Origin of the sequence: Yersinia artesiana (assembly GCF_902726545.1) — a bacterium.
Taxonomy (GTDB): Bacteria; Pseudomonadota; Gammaproteobacteria; order Enterobacterales; family Enterobacteriaceae; genus Yersinia; species Yersinia artesiana.
Genome location: NZ_CACVAD010000006.1, coordinates 23,368 through 42,900, shown reverse-complemented (window position 1 = coordinate 42,900; position 19,533 = coordinate 23,368). Strand labels below are relative to the sequence as shown.

Sequence of the window (19,533 nt, the reverse complement as noted above, 5' to 3'; positions counted from 1 at the left end):
AAAGCATCAGCTGAAGCGGGCCGGTGCTTTTGCTTATATGGACGAAATATCATGCAAATTGAAGCTGTAATTTTAACTGGGCACATCATCGCAAACACAATCCGGGAATGCTGGTCCGTCGTTGTTGATGGTTTTGACGCATGCGGAGAACAAGCTTATGATCCAGCTTAATTTCTTTTCCTCATGAAGGGACGGGTATGGGCAACAGAATGTGGATGATTCGCGGTGACGGCGGCAAACTCTATGACGATTTCCGCGATAAACAAATTGTGGGAATCGGTTGGCCTCAGCTGGCTCCTTTGGTCAAACCAGGTCTGTCCCGATCCCAGTTGCTCGCTTTATACCAGGAAGCAGACCCCTTAACTAAGCTAGGAACAGCCCGTTCTGGAGCATCGCAGGTCTGGCGTTTTGTGAACGAAATCCAAAAGAGTGATTGGGTTATTACCTATTCTCCAGCCAACCGTACTTATCTGCTAGGCAAAGTTACATCAGACTTCCAATATCATCCTGAATGGGTGGAAGAGGGGATGGGGATCGCTCGGCAGGTTAAATGGAATACTCAAGAAATCGATCGCGATCGATTGTCTGTTGCTACCAAAAACACATTGGGTTCCACGTTGACGGTTTTCCAGCTTCCAGAATATGCGTTAGAGGAGCTTTTGCAGGATAAGAAACCCACTGCAGATGTTATTACTCAGAATCCAATTGTGATAGATGAAGATGAGGTCGTTTCTGATCCGCTTCGCGATATGGAAATGCTGGCATTTGAGGGTATCAAAGATCGCATCAACTCTCTTGATTGGGATGAGATGCAAAATCTGGTTGCTGGAGTTTTACGCAGTATGGGCTATAAAACGCAGGTTTCACCTGCGGGTGCCGATCGGGGTAAAGACATCATAGCTTCACCTGATGGATTCGGTTTTGAAAATCCACGAATTATCGTTGAGGTAAAACATCGTAGGGAGCAAATGGGGAGTCAGCAGATTCGCAGCTTTATCGGCGGTCGCCATAAAGACGATCGCGGGCTTTATGTCAGTACGGGGGGCTTTACGAAAGATGCTCGCTATGAAGCTGACCGTTCGACGATACCTCTGACGCTCTGGACGCTTGATGATCTCGTCCGTGCGCTTATTGAGAACTACGAGCAAGTCGATATCGAGACCAAACTTTTGGTGCCTCTGAAGAAAACTTTCCTTCCTGCCTGAATCTTGCTTCGATAGCCATATTGGTGTTCCACTAGTATGGCTTTATACCCACTATTGATGTCTGTTTTTTGTACGGATTTTAACTTGTGGGTACAAGTGCGGGTATAACTATTTATGCCTTTTTATAAACTACATTTATATCAGTCTATTGAGTGAAAAATTCGAGTCCGGCCTTCGCACCATTAATATGAAAATCAAGTCACCGCAGGGTGGCTTTTTTTGCCTGTCGTTCAGCAAAGTCCATTATCTTCCGTAAAAGTCTATATAAAACAGCATCTAACATTCTGGTGATTTTTGCCACTTCTCCATTCTGGTATTTCTACGTCCATTAGCAGCCATCATCACTGGGGGCAAAATGGGGGGCAGCTCGGTTCGGAAAATTTGTGTCCCCAAAATATGCGCCAGATATAGGTGGTATCAGCCTTTGTGAAGATGTTGGCAGGGTAAGCTAGCAGTAATTGAGACTTCGCCTTTTTTGAAACCATAGATATAAATAGCTTCCTATTTTATAGATAAAATTACTCCTCTACGTAGCATCCATATGAAGAAATTTTTTTGCCAAAACTCAGTTGCAAAACAATGAACATCAATGCCGTGCGATGCAAAATGGCTTATGTATAATCACTGTTATTCGTCACATTCTTTGGTCATTCTCATGACTAACACGAACAAAAGGATTTGCGCGGGTAGTCTTTGATATGTTGAAAGGAGCTTGAATTTTCAGCAGGCTGGGCGTGGTTGATTCTTAACCACATACTGCGTTTATATCAGCGAAATCAATAATTTTATTTAAATCACGGGATGAGTAATGGACAATAATACTCAGGGATTTGCATCATACTGGCGTAACTCGTTAGCAGATGCTGAGTCAGGCAAAGGGGCATTTGAGCGTAAAGATGCGGATAAATTCACTCGGTGGGTAGATATAACCACAGGGTGTCTGGATGAGGAGATTGTTCGCGCCTTCTTTGAAGGTGAAGACGACGCAGTTAAAATCGTCGAAGTGCTATTACGTCCAAAGGTCTGGATCTGCCAGCTAAAGCATGGCAAAGAGCGAATGGCTGGCGCGCCAGGTATTGTCACGCCGTTAGTGACTTCCGCTCTCCTGAACCGCGAAGGTTTTTTATTCCCCACTTCACCTGCCACCATTCCCCGTGACTTACTCGAACCGCTCCCCAAAGGCACCTTCTCAATTGGCGAGATGGCGCAATATGACAAATACAAAACCACCCATAATTCAGCCACCTTTAGTGAAGATGACGAACAGCCACGCCGCGAGGAAAATGACGAGCAGCGGGCAGAGCGGTATGCCAGATATCAGAAGCAGTGGCAAAAATATCTTCAAGAGTCAGATGATCTTTTAAAAAACGTGGCCGAAAAATGGATTGCTACCCACGAACAATACGAACCGGCTGGGTATGGCTATGTTATCAAAGCGAACCAGCCCGGCGGGGCCAGCATCCATATCCTCCCCCTGTATGAGCATCTGCTGATGTGTAAAAAAGAGGTTCCGTTACTGGCGCGCTTTGCTTCAACGGAAATGCCTCCTGTAGAACCTCTCCTTGCCGCTAATGCAAAGCTCAGCGAGCGTCTGGGGCATTCCGGAGATGACTTCCCGCTGGCAATGGCGCAGCGCGATGCCCTGAGCCATTATCTCACCCAGCAGCCGGGCGATATCCTTGCCGTTAATGGCCCACCGGGAACAGGGAAAACCACTCTGGTTCTCTCTATCATTGCTACCGAATGGGTAAGAGCTGCCCTCAATAAAACCGAGCCACCGGTGGTGATTGCCACATCAACCAATAATCAGGCCGTGACCAACATCATTGAAGCCTTCGGCAAAGATTTTTCCACTGGCACTGGAGCAATGGCCGGGCGTTGGTTGCCTGAGCTGAAAAGCTATGGCGCTTACTTCCCGTCTTCGAGTCGCAAGGCCGATGCGGCGAAAAAGTACCAGACGGATGACTTTTTCAATCGTGTTGAATCTCTGGAATATGTTGAAGATGCGCAGGTCTTTTATCTTGAAAAGGCCAGAGCGGCGTTCCCATCGGCGGATTGCAGCTCGTCCGAACACGTCGTGGAGTTGCTGCATGAGCGTATAACCGAGCAGTCCGTACAGCTTAAGCACGTCGAGACAGCATGGCATAGTCTGAATCGCATCCGGCAGGAACGTAATGCTATCAGCGAAGATCTCGACCAATACATTCAGGACAAAAGTAGGTTATTACTCGACAGTACGAATGAAATTGCGCTGTTAACTCAGGGCAAAAAGCAGTGGCAGCAATATCGTGCGGGTGAGTCGATGGTGTATGCGTTCTTTTTCTGGATCCCCGCAGTTCGTACTAAGCGCCACTATCAGATTAGTCTCTTCCTGGACGAGACGTTTGGCACAAGAATGGCCGCGTTCCAAGGGACAGCGCCGGAAGGTATTGACGCGTATATCGACGGTTTGATAGCGCAAGCGCAAAAAGAGCAAGGTGGGTACCAGCAGCTAATCGCTCTTGCTCAGGATATTTCCCTGCGCGAAAGTACGGCTATCCGATGTTGGCACGACCTGACTCAATCACTGGGGCATACGGGCGAAAATGAACTGAGCCTGGCTGGGGCCGACGAACTTGCTGATATGCACATCCGCTTTCCGGCGTTCCTGCTGGCAACTCATTACTGGGAGGGACGCTGGCTGATGGATATGGCAGCCATCAAAGATCTTCAGGGCGAAAAAGGTCGCAACGGAGCGAAAACCGTTAAGGCCCGCTGGCAGCGCAGGATGAAGCTCACCCCTTGTGTGGTGATGACCTGCTACATGCTGCCTTACCATATGAAAACCAGTGAATTTGCGGGCAAGGGCAAGCCATATGATAAAAGCTATTTTTATAATTTTGCCGATCTGCTGATCGTCGATGAAGCGGGACAGGTGCTTCCAGAAGTGGCCGCGGCCTCCTTCGCGTTGGCGAAAAAAGCGTTAGTGATTGGCGATACGGAGCAGATCGCACCCATCTGGAATAGTTTACCCGGCATTGATATCGGCAATATGGTGGAGGAGAAAATCCTCCCCGGCGGCACTCAAGAAGAGTTGATGGATGCCTATGCGCTGATAAGTGATTCAGGTAAAAGTGCTGCATCGGGCAGTGTTATGAAGGTTGCTCAGTTTAATTCGCGCTATCAATACGACTTAGATTTAGCGCGTGGAATGTACCTGTACGAGCACCGTCGCTGCTTCGATAACATCATCGGCTACTGTAACGCGCTTTGCTACCACGGCAAGTTACAACCGAAACGTGGGATCGAAAAAGAGGCGCTTCTTCCGGCGATGGGTTATCTGCATATCGATGGTAAAGGTATGCAGGCAAATGGCGGGAGCCGTTACAACACCTTTGAGGCTGAGATGATAGCCGCCTGGCTAGCAGCGCACAAAGAGAAAATAGAACTCCATTACGATAAGCCATTGCATAAGGTGCTGGGGGTCGTTACGCCATTTTCAGCACAGGTCAGCACCATTAAGGCGGCATTGCGTAAGATTGGTATTAACTCTAGTGGTGATGAAGATTCGCTGACGGTCGGCACGGTACATTCTCTGCAAGGGGCCGAAAGAGCGATCGTGCTTTTTTCCCCGGTCTACTCCAAACATGAAGATGGCGGGTTTATTGACAGCGACAGTAGCATGCTGAACGTCGCCGTCTCTCGCGCCAAAGATAGTTTTCTGGTCTTCGGTGATATGGATCTGTTTGAGATCCAGCCTGGCTCTTCGCCGCGAGGATTGCTGGCAAAATACCTGTTTGCCTCAGACAGCAATGCATTGCAGTTTGAGTTTCAGGAGCGCGAGGATTTAAGCGCAGCGCAAACACAGATATCTACCTTACACGGGGTGGAACAGCATGATGCGTTTCTAAACCAAACTTTAGGTACTCTCGGGAAGAGTATTACGATTGTTTCCCCTTGGTTAACCTGGCAAAAGCTGGAACAAACCGGCTTTCTGACGTCGATGCTTCAGGCACGCTCGCGCGGCATTGATATCACGGTGGTGACAGACAGAAGCTACAATACCGGACATGTCGATTATGAAAAGTACAAAGAGAAACAGCAGCATCTTAACGCTGCTGTGGAAAAGTTGAATGAGATGGGCATCACCACGAAGTTGGTCAATCGCGTTCACAGTAAAATTGTGATTGGGGATGAGGAGCTTCTGTGCGTCGGATCGTTTAACTGGTTCAGCGCTGCGCGAGAAGAGCAGTATCAACGGTACGATACGTCGATGGTATACCGTGGCGATAGCTTAAAAGGTGAAATTAAAACGATTTATACCAGCCTGGAGCAGCGCCAGTTGTAAGACGAGAAGTCATGATTTTAAATCTGGTTGCGAGAGAGTCATTGCTAACAGCTCTGAATATCAATCAACGGAAAGCAGGCCAACCTAACGACTCAATATTAAGTAGTAAACTTAATGGATTGGAAGAGAGATGAGCGGCTCCCCCTATGGCAAGTGACTCTTGCTCTGCGGGTGGAGCCGTAAATTATGGATAGATTTCCCCGATGAGGCCCTGGTGAGGCGATATCAGCATTTGCAGGCAGAGCTGGAAAAACACTAATAACATTACAAATCGTATTGGTATTTTTTAGCTCCGTCACAATAACTATAAACACTTAACCGGATGGCTGGAACGGGTGAAAACCACTCTTGTAACACTTTAAGGAAAATGATATTACAAGCAGTTGTGATCAATTAATTTAATTGTAATTTAAATTATTAAAATAGGAAGGCATGTTCCAAAAATGAAGATAAACGTTACAGACCAACCAAACCCACAGGACGAAGAGTATGTTATTGATGGCCTGTGGGCCCACAATGATAAAACCCAAAAGGTAGATATTCATCCGCTGTTCTTAACTGTGACCGATGACGATGGAAAAATTGTTGCGGGATTGGTTGCCAGAACCTGGTGGGGCGGGCTTGAAATTCAATATCTTTGGGTGAGTGACGACTATCGTAAAAGTGGTTATGGCCGCCAGTTAATGGAAAAAGCGGAAGAAGAGGCTTTGAAACGTGGATGTCATATGGCTTATGTTGATACTTTCGATTTTCAGGCCAAAGGCTTTTATGAAAAATTAGGCTATCGTGTATATGGCAATTTAGGCGGGTATGCTAAAAAGCATACGCGACACTATCTGGCAAAAGAAATTTAACCCATTCTTCGTCGGCGAGGTCGCCATGGATTTGCCCGATAAAAATAATGAAACTTATTTCAAGGGCCTTATTGCCATGATGGAGCACTTAAGTGAGCCATGGGGCATTAAAGATCTGAATTCCCGCCATATCTATATGAATAAGGCTGCCTTTCTCTACACCAATACACCCTTGGATTTTGAGGTTGAGGGGAAGATGGACCATGAATTTCCCGGGAATTGGACTGAATTTGCGCCCGACCTGATAGAGCATGACAAGCGGACAGAAGAAACGCAGGATCGGGTGACGGTAATAGAAACCCATTATTGGTATGGGAAAAATACCCTGACTCCGTATATTAGCGAGAAACTACCCGTTTATAACGACAGAAAAGAAGTTATTGGTGTGATGTGGAATGCTAAACCATTTAATACATTATCCCCATTAAAATATATCAACCAACAAAAACCCAGCATTCTGACAACTGAGATTAATAACAGTATGTTCACTCGTGCTGAGCTTGACGTTATATTTTTAATGCTGCAAAGGCTTTCCGTTAAAGAAATTGCGAAGATATATAATATCAGCACTAAAACGATAGAAAATAGAATATATACAATTTATCAAAAATCTGATGTCCACACGCTGCAACAGTTTGAGGAGTTTTGCAAATTTGCGCATTTGGATAATTACATTCCGGATCGCCTGGTGGCAAAAGGGATCCAATTTATCTGAACAACAAGCTATCTGAACAACAAGGTACAGCTCATCGTGATCAAAATTGAAGATTATCCATTAAGTCGGGTGCCACAGGATAAGAGAGTTTCTTTTTTAAGCGTTGCAATTGTTCATATGGGTATGTTGACCGCGCTGGATCAATTTATGCTCGGTGCCGTACTCGGTAATTCCATGACGCTGGCTGATGCGTTTACCGCGATTCTCATCGGTAGCATTATATTTGGTGTGGTAACTTACGGCCTTGGGCTAGCGGGGATGCGCGAAGGGATTTCTGGCAGCTTGCTAGCGCGCTGGTGTGGTTTTGGCCGCTTGGGGTCAGTACTGATTGGGATTGTGGTTGCGGTCAGTTTGTTGGGTTGGTTTGGTATCCAAAATGCTATTTTTGCCAAATCACTTGATTTTGCTCTCGGCCATAAATTGGGATTCGGATTAGCAGCGGCTTTATCGGGCAGCTTGCTAACTATCTTGGTTGCTTTTGGTTTTAAAGCATTGCGTATTGCGGCTCGAATTGCGGTACCGATGTTTATATTACTGGTAGCTTATATCTCTATTAGTACATTATCTGGCCATAATCTGAATGAAATTATCCAGTTGATTCCACCGGGTGAATCCTTGTCTATCAGCGCGGGTATTACTATCGTGGTCGGCGGCGCTATTGTGGCCAGCCTGATGACACCTGATCTGACGCGCTATTCCAAAAATGGCAAACATGTCCTGGGTGTGACGATTTTCACCATCGTTGCAGGCGAGTTTGTGGTCAATGGGTTGGCTATATTGATTGCTAAAACCCTTGGGACGGCGGATGTCGTGACGATAATGTCTCAAGCCGCGGGGGGCGCGGGTTTGCTGGTGGTGGTGTTCTCCACCTTAAGAGTCAATGACCTTAACTTGTACTCTTCTTCACTCGGTATTGTTAACGCGGTCGAGGGGTTAACGGGTAAAAAACTCAAATATATATCAACCACGCTGGTCATAGGTGTGTTGGGTACCACACTGTCTGTTTTGGGAATTCTCGACCGGTTTGTTGATTTCCTGACGGTACTTGGCGTGGTATTCCCACCGATTATTGGCATCATGCTGGTGGATTATTATGTGCTGCGCTCCCATCGTAAAATTTTGGATAAAACCCGGCAGGAAGGGACGTTACCTGATGAAAAACAAACGCCTGTTATTGGTTGGGTGGCGATTATAGCCAGTATTATCGGCAGTATTGTTGGGCTAGTTACTGAGTGGGGCATCCCGACTATTAACTCACTGGTTATTGCGAGCTTTATCTACTGGGCGTTCAAAGTGGCTGTTAGTCGTAATCAACAGTCAATTGAATCGGAAGAAACGGTTTAATTTTATCCCAAGCAGCTCACTCCTCTATTTGAGAGGGGTGAGCTTTGAGTCGAACAATAATTCTCGTTTCGCCACGTATTAAGTATCATTATGCATATAATAGTTTTTTAATATGGGTTAGTGAGCATTACACCTGTCTGGCATTGATGAGATGAAAACTGTATCTACAGGATGAAATATAACCAGATAATAATGCCATATTCATGATTTTAATTTGTGTTTTCTTATTAAGAAATAATAAATATAAATGCTTAATATAATGGCAGAGATGGGTGAAAGCCATCCTTGTAACTGATTAGTAAAGGTGATATTAGAATAGGGGGAGTTGAATGGTGTTAATCTGACTGTAATTTTAATCATTAATTCCGCAGGGGTGTCATACCTTAAATATATAAATAAAAACCATATTCTAATAGTATAGTTATGTCACATCAGCGTTAATGCGTTATTAAATATAACTTCACCTATTTATAGAAAGTATAATACTCAATCATTAATAGCTTGAGTGGTTTGGCAACTATTTACGTTGTGATAATTAATCTTTATATGGTTTTTTGATTAGTGACAAAAGGGATTTAATTTATTTGAATAACAAAGGGACATTTGATCATGATCAAAACAGAAGACTATCCGTTAAGTCGAGTACCGCAGGATAAAAAAGTGTCATTTTTCAGTGTTGCTATCGTTTATATGGGCGCGCTGACTTCGCTGGATCAATTTATGCTCGGTGCTGTACTGGGTAATTCCATGACGTTAACCGATGCTTTCACCGCGCTTTTCGTCGCCAGCATAATATTTTGTGTGGTGACCTACGGCCTCGGGGTCGCGGGCATGCGTGAGGGGGTTTCCGGCAGCTTGTTGGCGCGTTGGTGTGGTTTTGGACGCTTGGGAGCGGCGCTGGTCGGGATGGTCGTCGCAGTCAGTTTGCTCGGCTGGTTTGGTATACAGAATGCTATTTTCGCTAAATCCCTGGATTTTGCTTTAGGCCATAAACTGGGCTTTAACCTGGCTGCAATTTTATCAGGTGGCCTGCTGACAATATTGGTCGCCTTTGGTTTCAAGGCACTGCGCATAGCCGCGAGAGTTGCTGTACCGATATTTATCTTACTGGTGGTTTATATTTCCTTTAAAATTCTAACTGGACATAATCTTTCTGATATCAGTCAGTTGCCAGAAGCTGGTGAGACTCTGTCTACCGCTGAGGGTATCACTATCGTGATGGGAGGAGCCATCATGGCGAGCTTAGTTACCCCTGACCTGACGCGTTATTCCAAAAATAATAAACATGTGCTGGGTGTGATATTTATTGGCATCATCGTTGGGAAGTGTACGGTCAACGGCTTGGCTATTCTGATTGCTAAGATACTGGGCACGGCAGATGTTGTTAGTATTATGTCTCAAGCTGTGGGGATCACCGGCCTGCTGGTGGTCGTGTTCTCTACATTGAAGGTCAATGACCTCAATCTGTACTGTTCATCACTGGGTATTGTTAATGTAGTCGAAGGGCTCACCGGTAAGAAACTGAAATATCTCTCAACTACGTTGGTTATTGGTGGGCTGGGAACCACGCTTTCTGTGCTGGGTATTCTGGATAGATTTGTTGATTTCCTGACTGTGCTGGGAGTGGTGCTGCCACCGATTATCGGTATCATGCTGACCGACTATTATGTATTGCGCTCCCATCGCAAAATTCTTGATATGAGCCGGTTAGAAGGGAAGCTGCCTGATGAAACTCAAACCCCAGTTATTGGTTGGATTGCTATTATTTCCAGCATTGCTGGCAGTATTGTCGGAGTGGTGATTGAGTGGGGCATTCCTACCATCAATTCATTGCTTGCCGCCAGTTTGATATATTGGCTGTTCAAAGTGACCGTCAATCGTAATCAAAAACGAGTAGGATCGGAAAAAGCGAATTAATAATTTTGTGAATATTATAAATCCTCCCCAGAAGTGTGGGGAGTGTTATCAATCTTAATCCTTTATGCATCATCCATACCCTTTTTCCCCTATACCTGGCATAGTTAACCTATTCAATAAGGTGACTCACTCATTCTGGATGGCGATGCATGGCAGCAGCAAATCACTGGACGCGAGACCAACTGTTAGTTGCATTTACACTGTATAGCCAAATTCCCTTTGGCAAATTGCATTCCAGGAATCCTGATATTATTCATTACGCCGCATTAATTGGTAGAACGCCTTCAGCACTTGCGATGAAATTAGTTAATTTCGCCAGTCTGGATCCATTTATTATCGATTCGGGCCGAAAAGGGCTCAGTGGTGCGTCTAATGCAGATCGCGCCTTGTGGTTAGAAATGAATGAAAATACTGAAGATTTTGAGCGACAATGCCAGCAGGTGATGAGCCAGTTAGAAATGCCCGTGACCAAGCTATTTGATAGTGGTATTAAAGATTTCAGTGGTAAAGAAAGGACGACTATTATTAAGGCGCGGGTGGGTCAGCAGCTATTTCGTAAAAACGTATTGCATGTTTATGAGAATCGCTGCTGTATTACCGACTTAGAAGAACCCATATTATTAGTTGCCAGCCATATTCGCCCCTGGAGCCACGGTGCAGAGCATCGGCTTAATCCGAGTAATGGCCTATGTTTGTCGAGTTTACATGATCGAGCTTTTGATCAGGGATTAATAACCTTTAATGAACATCTGGAAATGGTGTTATCTCCCCAGATCAAAAAACTTAAAAGCAGTATCAGTGAAGAGAATTTCGTTAAGTATGAGGGGCGAAAACTGCGGTTACCGGTTCAATTTTTCCCTGATGAAGGGCAGATGGCCTATCACCGTCAGAATATTTTCTTAAGCAGTAAATAGGCCATATATGGAATACAGCCTATTACTTAAGCCAAATTTTGCTATTTCTTATCCCATTATTTCAACAAGAATGACTGGCCCTGTTTCAGCACTAAATCGCAGGCTTTGGTTTTAATCTTTTCTGTAATTTGTTCATTACCCAGATCGTTTAGATTCAGGCTTTTCCCTTCACCGGTTTTCAGCAACCCACCGAGGCCTTCCTGGTAGTCTTGGCTCTTGGCATTTTCAGTGCTGGTGATCCCCAGTTTGCTCATCAATTGATCTTTAATCGCCGTAGTTCCGTTGGCGGATAGCACATTATTTTGCACGCAATACTGCAAAATACCGGCGGCATTGGTCATGGTGCTGGCACTCAGAGCTTTATCGCCGCCATTGAGTAAACCGGTCAATGATGACAGTGAAGATGAGCTGTCGCCTGATTTACTGTATTGATCTGCTGCGCTTTTTACTGAGTCTAATAAGCTATTTGCGCTAGCAGTACCAACCAGCAGTGTACTGGAGAAAGCGAAAGCCAGCATCAGGCGCTGAGTTGTATTCATAGAAACTCCTGTTTTACGGTGGGTATCACGGCACTGGAGCGTCATACCAGAATCATTATCTTCGGCACTAAGAATAACTCAATATATTCATTTTTATGATAGGCGTTATCTGATATCAACACCTTCGGTCATCCTGAACTGTAAAGTTAGGGTTATTGGGGGGGATTTCAGCGGGGAAAAATAAAGGGCAGCGTGGGGGAACAACTGCCCATTTTGGTTAAGGCATCAGGCCAATAAAGGTCGTTTTCTTGCGCGGGCCGGTCATTAAACCCTCAAGTGCTTCAACGCACTTGAGGTAATGAGGCGTTTTCTTATGCGCCGCGACGGCGACCTCATCAACATAGGCTTCATAGATATAAAAGCGTGTTGGGATGAGTTCATCTTGCAAGACATCAAAGCGTAAATTCCCCGGCTCCAGGATAGAACCCTGATGATTAGCGCGGAAAACCTCAATAAATTGCTCAACTTTGTCTTCTTTTACATTAATTTCGACGAGGGTGACATGCATACCTTTCTCCTTGTCATCGCCGTTCAGTCAACGGCCAGTTGACTCAACCTTTTTCATGTAAAAACAGCTTATACGCCGTTTCTGCATTCTCATTTTTATGCACCACGGCGTGAACCGCCTTCAGCATGGCAATCGGGGCTTCTGATTGGAAGATATTGCGGCCCATATCCACCCCGGATGCGCCTTGATCAATGGCTTGATAGCACATTTCCAGCGCATCCCTTTCAGGGAGCTTTTTACCGCCAGCAATCACGATAGGTACCGGGCAACCGGCAGCAATACGTTCAAAGCCACTGTCGACATAATAGGTTTTGATCACCTGAGCGCCCATTTCCGCTGCGATACGGGTCGCCAGTGAGAAGTAGCGCTGGTCGCGCGCCATATCTTTACCGACACCGGTCACCGCCATGGTTGGCATGCCGTAGCGAATGCCCTGATCGACCAACTGGATGATATTCTTAATGGATTGATGCTCGTGCTCGGTACCGATATAGACCTGGGCCGCGACGGCGCAGGAGTTGAGCCGCAGGGCATCTTCCATCGCGACCGCCACCGCCTCGTTGGATAAATCAGTCAGAATTGAGTTCGCCCCAGAGGCGCGCAGTACCACCGGGCGATTGGCGGCGGCAGGCACGATGCTACGCAAAATACCACGGGTACACATTAAGACATCGGCATATTCAAACAGCGGGGCGATGTTGATATCAATTCGCTCCAAACCGGTGGTCGGCCCCTGAAAATAGCCGTGGTCAAATGCCAGCATCACCGTGCGGTTGGTTTTTGGGTTAAAAATCCGCGCCAGCCGCGATTGCATCCCCCAATCCAGCGAACCGCAGCCTTTAAGTGTAAATGCAGGATTCTGCTGGGGTACGCCAATACCGAAATCTTTACCGTCTTTGATATCGTCTAAATCAGCCATCTGTCATAACTCCCTTAGGTCTGTTCAAGCCCGCCAGTGAGGCGGGCCGCCGAGATTAGAAATCGTATTTATCGATGTTTTCTTTAGTGAAGATGACCCGTTGTGGCAGTAACACAATGCCGCTGCCTTTAGCTTCATGGTCATAGCCCTGAACACTGTTTGGTGCGACTTCGACCACACCTATGTTCGGGATATCAATTTTATCGCCGACATTCAGGTCGCCTTTTTTCAGCATTTCATTGGCGACATAGACCGAGATCTTGCCTTGGTTAACCACATCCCACAGGCCGAACTCTTTGACCGTGCCGCGCTCAACATAGGGGCGCATCACATTCGGGGTGCTGAAACCGACGATAGCCACATTGTCGCGTTTGAGGTTTTCCGCTGCCTGTGCCGCAGCGGGCAAGGCGTTGGCATCCGGGGCAATAATCGCATCAAGATCGCTATAGGCTTTCAGGATACCTTCAGCGGTTTGCAGTGATTTGGTGGCGTCGTTATAGCCAAATTGGGTGGTGACAATTTCCCAGCCGGGGTGCTCTTGCTGGATTTTTTTCTTCGCTTCATTCACCCATTGGTTCTGGTCGGTCACCGTCGGGCTGGAATAGAAGAACGCCACTTTGGCTTTGTCTTTTTTCACCTGATTTGCTGCCATATCGACCAGCATTGATCCCAGTTGATTCGGGGTTCCCTGGTTGATATACACCGAGCGGCATTCGGGTTTGGTGTCAGAGTCCCAGGTCAGAATTTTGACGCCCCGCTGCATGGCACGTTTCAGTGCCGGGCACAGGCCATCAGGCGAAACCGCAGAGACCACAATGGCGTTATAGCCCTGATTGACGAAGTTATTGATTAACTGCACCTGGCCGGAAACACTTGGCTCGGTTGGGCCATCATAGGTGACATCCACACCCAGCTCTTTACCGGCATCGACGGCACCTTTGCCGCCGCTGGTGAAGAAGCCAACCCCGACCAATTTGGGGATAAATGCGATGCGTTCCGCCGCTTGCACGGCATTGATAGAACTAAAAGTGATACAGGCAAATCCGAGGGCACAAACCAGCGCCAGTTTTTTTAATCTTGGTGTTTTCATGGCTATCTCCGATATGGGTAGAGAGGTGTTGGCAATTTTTTATAAAAAAGAGCAGGTTAAACCACGGTATTTCTGCGACGTTGCAGCCATTCATAAATCAAATGTCGATGCAGGCTGATGGAACGCCCGACCACCACCAGAATCAGTAAGGCACCAGACAGCGCGCTGGATATCTGATTTGGTGTGCCAATCATTTGCAGGCCTTGTTGCAAGTAACCCACCAGTAGAACTGCCAGAGCCGTACCGAGGATGGAGCCGGAGCCACCATAAATATTGGCCCCTCCCAATACCACGGCGGTGATAGCGGGCATCAGGAATGATGCCCCTAAATCAGATCGTGCCGAGCCAAAGTAAGAAACCAGCAGGACGGCGGCAATGGCGGAGGCCATGCCGGTCAAGGCATACAAAAGGCATAAGGTGCGGGCGACGGGCAGGGCGCTGTATCGTGCCACCCGGCTGTTTTGCCCGATAAGAAAGACGTTACGGCCACTGTGGGTGCGGTGCATCAGCAACCAGAACAGCAACACGCAGACCATAAAGATCACCAGCGGCACCGGCAGGCCGAAGAGGGTTTGGTTGGCAAAATCGGTAAAAGCGGTTGGGAAGCCACCAATCCCCTCATAACCGGTTGCGCCGGAAATGCCGGATAACAACAGCGCACTACCGCCAAACAAGTACATGGTGCCGAGGGTGATGACCAGTGGGTTGACGCCGGTATACAGAATTAGCCCGGCATTAATCAGCCCGCACAGCGCGCCAACCAGCAGGGTCAGCGGGATGGCGATGCTCATCGGCACGCCCGCCTGAAACATCACGCCAAGGAATATTGAACACAACCCAATGGTGGAACCAAATGAGATATCGATGCCACCACTGACAATCACCATTGTCAGCGGCAGGGCGACGATGCCGATGCAGATAAAATCACTGGTGCTGAACAGCAACACATTGATATCCAACATGCGCGAGTTGGATAAACCAAACAGCCCGATCTCCAGCACCAACAGTGCAGCCAGAGCCAGTTCCCATCCATAACGCTTATAAATACTCATCGCGCCACCTCTTTCTTAGTGAATGATTTGCCATTAGGCGCTTTGCTATCAGGTGTTTTTGACGGGGCGGCGGCAGATTTTTTATCACTCGCTACCGGGCGAGCTGTAAAGCGAGCATATTTTTGCTGGCGGATATTGCGCTCAACAGCGCAACGCAGGCGGCCATCGAACACCAGTACACCCAATAACACCAAACCGGCGATAAAATCATTCCACCATGCCGGTAGGCGCAGCAGTACCAGCACACTGTCGATTTGTGTCAGTAAATAAGCCCCGAGGATCGCGCCGATAATGGTGCCGGTGCCGCCAAGCAAGCTGATCCCGCCGAGCACACAAGCGGCAATGGCTTTCATTTCCAGGCCGCTGCCAGTCTGATTGGGGATAAAACCAATTTGTGAGGCAAAGACTATCCCGGCCAGCGCCGCCATCACACCATTCATGGAGAAAGCAAAAATACGAATGCTATCAGTGCGAATTCCCAGTTGGCGTGCGCCCTGCAAGTTATCACCGGTGGCATAGAAGCTGCGGCCAAAGGCGGTTTTACCCAGCAGCAAGGCCATGGCGACAATCAGCAACATAATCAGCCAGCCAATGGGCGAGATAGAAAACAGAATTGGCGTTGATAAACTTTTCAGATCCGCTGGCAACCCTTCGATCCATTTGCCGCCGGTCAGTAGCAGCATCAGGCCGCGATACAACCCCAGCGTACCGAGTGTGGCGACAATTGCCGGAATGCGCAGCCAGGTCACCAGAATGCCATTAAAGAAGCCCGCCCCCATGCCAACCAATAACGCAAACAGGCAAGACAGTGCCAGCCCGAAACCGGCATTGAGCGCCATGCCGACCGTCACCGCACATAAGCCGGTGATCGAACCAACAGAGACGTCGATATTGCGGGTTAGCATCACCATGGTGGCACCGATCGCCAGTAGGATCAGGATCTGCGCGCTGCTAAAGATCATGGTGAAGGTTTGCAAATTGAAGTAGTTACGGTCGATCACGCCGAGCAGGGCAAATAAGGCGAGAATCGCCAGCAGCGCGGTACCTTCGCGATTGTTCTGAATAAATTTCAACATGATGCGCCCTCATTTTCAGCCGACTGATGGGCGTCGGTATGATGTTCACCGAAGGCCAGATGCATAATGGTGTCGACATTCATGGCACTGCCTTCCAGCGCACCACTCATTTCCCCCTGGTGCATCACCAACACGCGATCCGCCATTTGCACCACTTCTTCCAGATCAGATGAGATAAAAATGATCGCCACATGCTGAGCCGCGATGCTGCGGATCAATTGATAAATATCGCTGCGGGCAGACACATCCACGCCACGAGTTGGTTCATCAATAATCAGTAATAGCGGATTGGCTTCGAGACACTTGGCAATCAGCAGCTTTTGTTGATTACCGCCGGATAAGGTGCGAACCGGCTGTTCGAGGTGACTAAATTTGATATTTAACGCGCGGCGATAGCGCTCTAAAATGGCGGCTTCCTGTGCCGGATGAGTCCATATCCCCTGGTTACCTTGAGTGAGTGAACAGACATTCCAGCTCAATGGGGCGTCGAGATAGAGGCCGGAGGCCTGCCGGTCTTCGGGCAGATAAACCAGGCCGGTAGCCAGTCGATTGACGGTTTTCATCGTGGTGATGTCGCTCTCTTCCAACATGACTTTGCCCCCGCTGGCGGGGCGTAAACCATAGAGCGTTTCGGCTAATTCTGTTCTGCCAGCGCCAACCACCCCCGCCAGCCCAAGAATTTCACCGGCGCGTACCTCAAAAGAGATATGAGCAAAACCCTCGCCACTCAGGTCGCACACTTGTATCACCGGTTGATTGGACTGCGCCCGAGCCTGAGAACGGCGATTGCCCGGCAGCTCTAGCCATAACTTCTGGGTATCCGTTAACTCACTGTTTTTGGCTTGTGGGGTAATTGCCTGAATAATGGTGTCAGTTGAGAACTCTTGAGTGGCACCACTCAGCGCAATTCCGCCATCGCGCATCACACTGACCCAATCAGCCAGTTGGCGAATTTCAGGGAGTTTGTGGGAGATAAACACCACTCCAACCCCTTGTTGTAATAACATTTTTATTTGGCTGAATAAGCGATTGGTTTCCGCTGGTGTTAGCGAGGCGGTGGGTTCATCAAGAATCAAAATTCGCGAGTCACGCATCAGGCCGCGCATGATCTCGACTAATTGTTGATCAGCGACATCCAGCGAGCCGGCATTGACCGCCAAATCCAAGTGGCAGCCTAAACTTTGCAGCAACTGCGCCATCTTCTTTTTGTCTGCCTGATGTTTTGGCAAGCGGAACAGAATATTTTCCTGAACCGACAAATTAGCAAATAGCATTGGCTCCTGCGGCACCAGATAAATTCCTAGCTGATGGGCTTTGGCCGGGGTGAGATTGAGACAAGGTTGTCCATCTATCTCAATGCTGCCGTTGTCGGGGGGAAGCACTCCGGCAATGATCTTCATCAGCGTTGATTTGCCTGCCCCGTTGCCCCCCAATAGCGCGTGGACCTGACCCGGCTGCAGAGTAAAGTCGATACTTTTCAATACCACTACGCCGGAAAACTGTTTGCTGATGCCGCGCACTTGAAGCAGCGGTGGCGGTGAAGCTTTAGTGTGCGGCATTATCATCCCCGTAATGAACAAAAATAATTTAAAATTAAAAGTGTTCAAAAAAGATAGCTGCATAATCCCACTAATGGCGTAATCAAGATCACAATTCTGTGAATAAAAAAATTTAAATTAAAATGTGTTCAAATATGTGGTTTAAGCTGTTAGCGTAGTTATCAATCAAGATTTAACATTCATGACGTACACATTTGAGTCGATAAGTGGTTTGCATCGCTAAGCAGTGAGAAGAGAACAGCCGGTAATGATGAAAGAAAAATCAGTAACAAAAGAAAAACCTATGTCGTCCAACGATGAATACAAATATCCGGGTAATAGCATGAGTGAAGAGGAACTGCTCGCTCGCATTGCGTGGTTTTATTATCACGATGGCTTAACACAAGGGGATATTGGCGAACTGCTGGGGCTGACCAGATTGAAGGTTTCCAGATTGCTGGAGAAAGGCCGTCAGTCTGGAGTGATCCGGGTACAGATTAATTCGCGCTATGAGGGTTGTCTGGAGCTGGAAAATGCGCTGCAACAGCATTTCGGCCTGAAGCATATCCGCATTTTACCTTCTTTAGCTGACCTTAGTATCAGCAGCCGGTTGGGTATTGGTGCAGCACATCTATTGATGGCATTGATACAACCGCAGCAGCTATTGGCGGTTGGTTTTGGTGAAACCACTATGTGCGCTTTGCAGCATTTAAGTGGCTTTATTGCCTCGCAGCAGGTGCGTTTGGTCACCCTCTCCGGTGGTGTAGGTTCTTATATGACTGGGATTGGGCAGCTTGATGCGGCCTGTCAGGTCAGCATTATTCCTGCGCCGTTGCGTGCTTCCAGTGCCAAAGTTGCTGAAACATTCCGCCAGGAAAACAGTGTGCGCGATGTGATGCTGGCGGCGTGTGCGGCTGATGTTGCGGTAGTGGGGATTGGCTCAGTCAATCAACAAAAAGAAGCCACTATTTTGCGTTCCGGCTATATCAGCGAAGGTGAACAGCTGATGTTCAGCCGCAAAGGCGCGGTCGGCGATATCCTCGGTTACTTTATGCAGGCCGATGGCGCGCTGGCCGCAGATATGCAGATTCACCAGGAATTAATCGGTATTTCACTGGCAGATTTGAAAAACATTCCTACGGTGATTGGCGTGGCGGGCGGGGTGGAGAAATCTGAAGCCATTGTAGCTGCGCTAAAAGGCCAGTATGTGAATGCTTTGGTAACTGATGAGTTGACGGCAAGATCAATCATCAAACTGATTTAATTGGCTATTTTACTTGCCAGCTTAGGCTTTCGCAGTGCTCACAAAATGCTGGCATTTTGAACGCTCTTTAGAGCGGCCCAGAGGGTGAGCGAAGCGAGTAAAATCCTCACGTACTACGTGTACGCTCCGGTTTTTCCGCGCTGGGCGCACCTAATCTGACTGCGACAATTACGCCAATAGTCAGATTGCTGACAAAGTCGATTGAAGGGGAAATGTTCCGTTGGGGTCGTAGTCGCGTAAGCGACCGAAGTGCCCCTAGGGACAGTCGCTC

15 protein-coding genes are annotated in these 19,533 nt (G+C 47.7%); 8 read left to right on the top strand and 7 right to left on the bottom strand.

Features of this window, described 5'->3' with window-relative positions; all coding sequences use genetic code 11:
- Nucleotides 1-197 precede the first annotated feature (197 nt).
- From HU019_RS03045 to HU019_RS03015, 7 genes are all read left to right on the top strand, one after another.
- Nucleotides 198-1,205: a restriction endonuclease gene (locus HU019_RS03045; protein ID WP_057059518.1), complete on the top strand. Its 1,008-nt coding sequence runs from the start codon at nt 198-200 to the stop codon at nt 1,203-1,205.
- Between the two features lie 808 nt (nt 1,206-2,013).
- On the top strand, nt 2,014-5,532 hold the full coding sequence (locus HU019_RS03040; RefSeq protein ID WP_174849296.1) for an AAA domain-containing protein: 3,519 nt from the start codon (nt 2,014-2,016) through the stop codon (nt 5,530-5,532).
- Between the two features lie 443 nt (nt 5,533-5,975).
- Complete coding sequence (locus HU019_RS03035; protein ID WP_174849295.1) at nt 5,976-6,386, top strand: GNAT family N-acetyltransferase; 411 nt, start codon at nt 5,976-5,978, stop codon at nt 6,384-6,386.
- Between the two features lie 25 nt (nt 6,387-6,411).
- Nucleotides 6,412-7,101 carry a helix-turn-helix transcriptional regulator gene (locus tag HU019_RS03030; RefSeq protein ID WP_005159172.1) on the top strand — a complete coding sequence of 230 codons (690 nt, stop codon included), beginning with the start codon at nt 6,412-6,414 and terminating at the stop codon, nt 7,099-7,101.
- A 36-nt stretch (nt 7,102-7,137) separates the two neighbouring features.
- A complete protein-coding gene (locus HU019_RS03025) occupies nt 7,138-8,445 on the top strand; it encodes a cytosine permease (protein WP_174849294.1) in 1,308 nt (435 codons plus the stop codon).
- A 609-nt stretch (nt 8,446-9,054) separates the two neighbouring features.
- The gene (locus HU019_RS03020) at nt 9,055-10,362 is read left to right on the top strand and encodes a cytosine permease (protein WP_174849915.1); all 1,308 of its coding nucleotides are present in this window, start codon (nt 9,055-9,057) and stop codon (nt 10,360-10,362) included.
- A gap of 149 nt (nt 10,363-10,511) precedes the next feature.
- Entirely contained in the window at nt 10,512-11,276 is a 765-nt protein-coding gene (locus tag HU019_RS03015; protein ID WP_174849914.1) for an HNH endonuclease, read from the top strand.
- Between the two features lie 56 nt (nt 11,277-11,332).
- On the opposite strand, the gene HU019_RS03010 is transcribed toward HU019_RS03015, so the two are convergent.
- The 7 genes from HU019_RS03010 to lsrA form a co-directional block, all read right to left on the bottom strand.
- On the bottom strand, nt 11,333-11,815 hold the full coding sequence (locus HU019_RS03010) for a YjjA family protein (protein WP_174849913.1): 483 nt from the start codon (nt 11,813-11,815) through the stop codon (nt 11,333-11,335).
- A 217-nt stretch (nt 11,816-12,032) separates the two neighbouring features.
- On the bottom strand, nt 12,033-12,323 hold the full coding sequence (gene lsrG / locus HU019_RS03005; RefSeq protein ID WP_174849912.1) for a (4S)-4-hydroxy-5-phosphonooxypentane-2,3-dione isomerase: 291 nt from the start codon (nt 12,321-12,323) through the stop codon (nt 12,033-12,035).
- Nucleotides 12,324-12,366: 43 nt separating this feature from the next.
- A complete protein-coding gene (gene lsrF / locus HU019_RS03000) occupies nt 12,367-13,242 on the bottom strand; it encodes a 3-hydroxy-5-phosphonooxypentane-2,4-dione thiolase (RefSeq protein ID WP_005175220.1) in 876 nt (291 codons plus the stop codon).
- A 55-nt stretch (nt 13,243-13,297) separates the two neighbouring features.
- Nucleotides 13,298-14,332, bottom strand: coding sequence for an autoinducer 2 ABC transporter substrate-binding protein LsrB (lsrB, locus tag HU019_RS02995; RefSeq protein WP_046051646.1), 1,035 nt, complete (start codon nt 14,330-14,332; stop codon nt 13,298-13,300).
- A 56-nt stretch (nt 14,333-14,388) separates the two neighbouring features.
- Nucleotides 14,389-15,384, bottom strand: a complete 996-nt coding sequence (gene lsrD / locus HU019_RS02990) for an autoinducer 2 ABC transporter permease LsrD (RefSeq protein ID WP_174849911.1) — start codon at nt 15,382-15,384, stop codon at nt 14,389-14,391.
- Nucleotides 15,381-16,460 (bottom strand): autoinducer 2 ABC transporter permease LsrC, encoded by a 1,080-nt coding sequence (gene lsrC, locus HU019_RS02985; protein WP_174849910.1) that lies wholly within the window; start codon nt 16,458-16,460, stop codon nt 15,381-15,383. Before lsrC ends, lsrD begins: the two co-directional genes overlap by 4 nt.
- A complete protein-coding gene (lsrA, locus tag HU019_RS02980; protein WP_174849909.1) occupies nt 16,454-18,019 on the bottom strand; it encodes an autoinducer 2 ABC transporter ATP-binding protein LsrA in 1,566 nt (521 codons plus the stop codon). The genes lsrC and lsrA overlap by 7 nt, the downstream gene beginning before the upstream one ends.
- A gap of 250 nt (nt 18,020-18,269) precedes the next feature.
- On the opposite strand from lsrA, the gene lsrR reads away from it, so the two are divergent.
- Nucleotides 18,270-19,262, top strand: coding sequence for a transcriptional regulator LsrR (lsrR, locus tag HU019_RS02975; RefSeq protein ID WP_407083969.1), 993 nt, complete (start codon nt 18,270-18,272; stop codon nt 19,260-19,262).
- The last annotated feature ends 271 nt before the right edge of the window (nt 19,263-19,533 follow it).

What these genes read in the sequence shown, in the direction of transcription:
- lsrA (WP_174849909.1), bottom strand. Translation starts at nt 18,019, where the DNA reads ATGCCGCACACTAAAGCTTCACCGCCACCGCTGCTTCAAGTGCGCGGC.
- HU019_RS03030 (WP_005159172.1), top strand. Translation starts at nt 6,412, where the DNA reads ATGGATTTGCCCGATAAAAATAATGAAACTTATTTCAAGGGCCTTATT.
- lsrD (WP_174849911.1), bottom strand. Translation starts at nt 15,384, where the DNA reads ATGAGTATTTATAAGCGTTATGGATGGGAACTGGCTCTGGCTGCACTG.
- HU019_RS03040 (WP_174849296.1), top strand. Translation starts at nt 2,014, where the DNA reads ATGGACAATAATACTCAGGGATTTGCATCATACTGGCGTAACTCGTTA.
- lsrR (WP_407083969.1), top strand. Translation starts at nt 18,270, where the DNA reads ATGAAAGAAAAATCAGTAACAAAAGAAAAACCTATGTCGTCCAACGAT.
- HU019_RS03045 (WP_057059518.1), top strand. Translation starts at nt 198, where the DNA reads ATGGGCAACAGAATGTGGATGATTCGCGGTGACGGCGGCAAACTCTAT.
- HU019_RS03035 (WP_174849295.1), top strand. Translation starts at nt 5,976, where the DNA reads ATGAAGATAAACGTTACAGACCAACCAAACCCACAGGACGAAGAGTAT.
- lsrB (WP_046051646.1), bottom strand. Translation starts at nt 14,332, where the DNA reads ATGAAAACACCAAGATTAAAAAAACTGGCGCTGGTTTGTGCCCTCGGA.
- HU019_RS03015 (WP_174849914.1), top strand. Translation starts at nt 10,512, where the DNA reads ATGGCAGCAGCAAATCACTGGACGCGAGACCAACTGTTAGTTGCATTT.
- lsrF (WP_005175220.1), bottom strand. Translation starts at nt 13,242, where the DNA reads ATGGCTGATTTAGACGATATCAAAGACGGTAAAGATTTCGGTATTGGC.
- HU019_RS03020 (WP_174849915.1), top strand. Translation starts at nt 9,055, where the DNA reads ATGATCAAAACAGAAGACTATCCGTTAAGTCGAGTACCGCAGGATAAA.
- lsrG (WP_174849912.1), bottom strand. Translation starts at nt 12,323, where the DNA reads ATGCATGTCACCCTCGTCGAAATTAATGTAAAAGAAGACAAAGTTGAG.
- lsrC (WP_174849910.1), bottom strand. Translation starts at nt 16,460, where the DNA reads ATGTTGAAATTTATTCAGAACAATCGCGAAGGTACCGCGCTGCTGGCG.
- HU019_RS03010 (WP_174849913.1), bottom strand. Translation starts at nt 11,815, where the DNA reads ATGAATACAACTCAGCGCCTGATGCTGGCTTTCGCTTTCTCCAGTACA.